Here is a 2,080-nt window from a genome sequence, read left to right on the forward strand (position 1 = left end):
CTCCGGGGTACCGCCCCCTCGGTGTCCGGAATCGTCCCCGCGGGCCCCGCCGCGGGCGCCGGCGCGGGCTTCCTGGTCGGCCCCGCGCCCGGCCTCGAGGCGGTCGGCCCGGGCGTCGCCGCCGCCGTCGGCGCGGCCGTCGGCGGCCTCGGGAGCTACCTGCTGGTGTCGGTTGCCGTCTCGCTGCTGGGGTTCGCGGTCGGGACCCCGCTCGCGTTGGCCGCGCTCTCATCGAGTTCCGCCGCGACAGGGTGGCTCCCGGAGTGGGGCAGCGCGGTCGCCATCGGCCTCGTCGCCGCCGTCCTCGCGCTGGTGCTCACGCGGTGGGTGATCGCGGCGATCACGGTGGTCGTCGGCGCCGCGCTCGCCTCCCGGGCGCTGACCCCCGAGGGACTCCTCGCCGCCCGCGAGTCGCTGACCCTCGAGCCGCTGCTGTTCGACGTCGGATCGCCGGCGTTTCTGACGCTGGTCGCCGTCGGCCTCCTCTCGCAGTTCGGCCTCCTCTCGCTCGGAACGCTCCCGCGGCTGCTCCGGGCCGTCCCGCGGTTCCTCTTTTCCCGGCGCCGCGGGGACGCGGGGGCGGCGCGGTAACCACGGTCGGTGGCGAAACGATGCGGTTCGTCCTCGAGGACGGCACCGAACTCGGTCCGGAGCCGGAACTCGAGTCCGCCCGAGCCGACGCGGTCTCGCTCGCTCGAGTTCCGGGCGGCCGTCGTTGGCCGACCCGCGTCCTCGATCCCGGCGGAGGATCACCACGCGAACAGGGCGTTGCGGCCGTGACTCCGGACGAGGATCAGGAGAACGGTTCCGACGCCAGTTAGCGCGAACGCGCCGCCGACGTAGAACACCGACGCCATGCCGATCTCGTACATGAGCCAGCCGCCCAGCAGCGGGGCGATCACGCTGCCGGGCCGCCAGACGAGTTCGCGGATGCCGAAGCTCGAGGCGACGCCGCCATCGTCGGTCCCCTCGTCGGCGAACAGGGCCATGCTCGCCGGTACCCGGAAGCTGTCCGCGACGCCGAGCAGCCCGGAAAGCCCCACGAGCGGGAGGAAAGCGGGCGAGACCTCGCCGAACAGCGAGACCTGTGCCGGGATCGACTCGAGCGGGAGCCAGGCGGGAAGCGTCGCGCCCGCGAGGACGGCGGGCGCGGAGACGACGAGTTCGGCGGGAACGCCGAGCGCGGTTCCGATCGCCGGCGAGAACGGAACGGCCAGCGCCACGAGCCCGTAGGCGCCGCCGGCGAAGACGAACAGCGCGCGCCCGTGAGCGTCCGAGAGCCGACCCGTGAACGGCTGACAGCACATGTTGGTGAACTTCTCTGCGACGACGGTGAGCGAGACCGCGAGCGCGCCGTAGGCCAGACCACCTTCGGCCGCGGAGACGCCCGCGAAGATCGGGACCCACGTCCGCACCAGCGTCACCGCGAAGGCGTACTGGAAGCGAAACGACGAGATCGTCAGCAGCCGACGGTTGAACGCGAGGTCGGCGAACGGAAAGCCGTGAACGCGCGTGTCGTCGGGTGCAAGCGAGAGGACGGTTCCGAGCCACGCGACGAGCATGATACAGACGATGATCGCGAAGATCGGGCCGAAGCCGAACGCCTCGTAGAGCGAGCCGGCGCTCAGGCTGCCGAGGATCGAGGCGGCGAAGCTCGCGGCGTTTGCCTTCCCGATGTAGTTCGCCCGCGTCTCGAGGGTGGCGATCTGGCCGACCAGCGAGAGGGACATTAGCCCGGCGCCGGTGACGGCGATCCCCTGCAGGGCCCGGACCGCGATGAACGACGCGCTCGAGTCGACCAGCGGGAACAGCGCGTAGACGCCGACGCCGAGCCCGAGGACGCCGAGCAGGACGAGTCGCTTGTCGAAGCGGTCGCCGGCCCAGGCCAGCGGAACGACCGCGAACGTCTGTGCGAACGTGAAGCCGGTCGTGTACAGCCCGACGATGAGGCCGGCGCCGATCGTGATCCCGAAGACCGTCGTCCCGCTGGGATCGAGCTCGTTTATGTACTCAGCTTTGCACGTTGAAGTAGGAGCATGACGTAGGCGGTGGCAAGGACGAATGATGCCGATTACGGATT

Annotated in this window: 2 protein-coding genes; one reads left to right on the forward strand and one right to left on the reverse strand. The window is 71.2% G+C overall.

The genetic code is table 11. The features are described 5' to 3' along the window. The coding region (locus GWG54_RS20445) for a phosphate ABC transporter permease (RefSeq protein WP_167939468.1) at positions 1 to 591 on the forward strand (591 nt) is incomplete at its 5' end. A 158-nt stretch (positions 592 to 749) separates the two neighbouring features. On the opposite strand, the gene GWG54_RS20450 is transcribed toward GWG54_RS20445, so the two are convergent. Continuing rightward, on the reverse strand, positions 750 to 2,066 hold the full coding sequence (locus GWG54_RS20450; protein WP_312854313.1) for an MFS transporter: 1,317 nt from the start codon (positions 2,064 to 2,066) through the stop codon (positions 750 to 752). Between the last annotated feature and the right edge of the window lie 14 nt (positions 2,067 to 2,080).

The sequence above is a fragment of the Natronococcus sp. JC468 genome, assembly GCF_012163165.1.
Classification (GTDB): Archaea; Halobacteriota; Halobacteria; order Halobacteriales; family Natrialbaceae; genus Natronococcus; species Natronococcus jeotgali.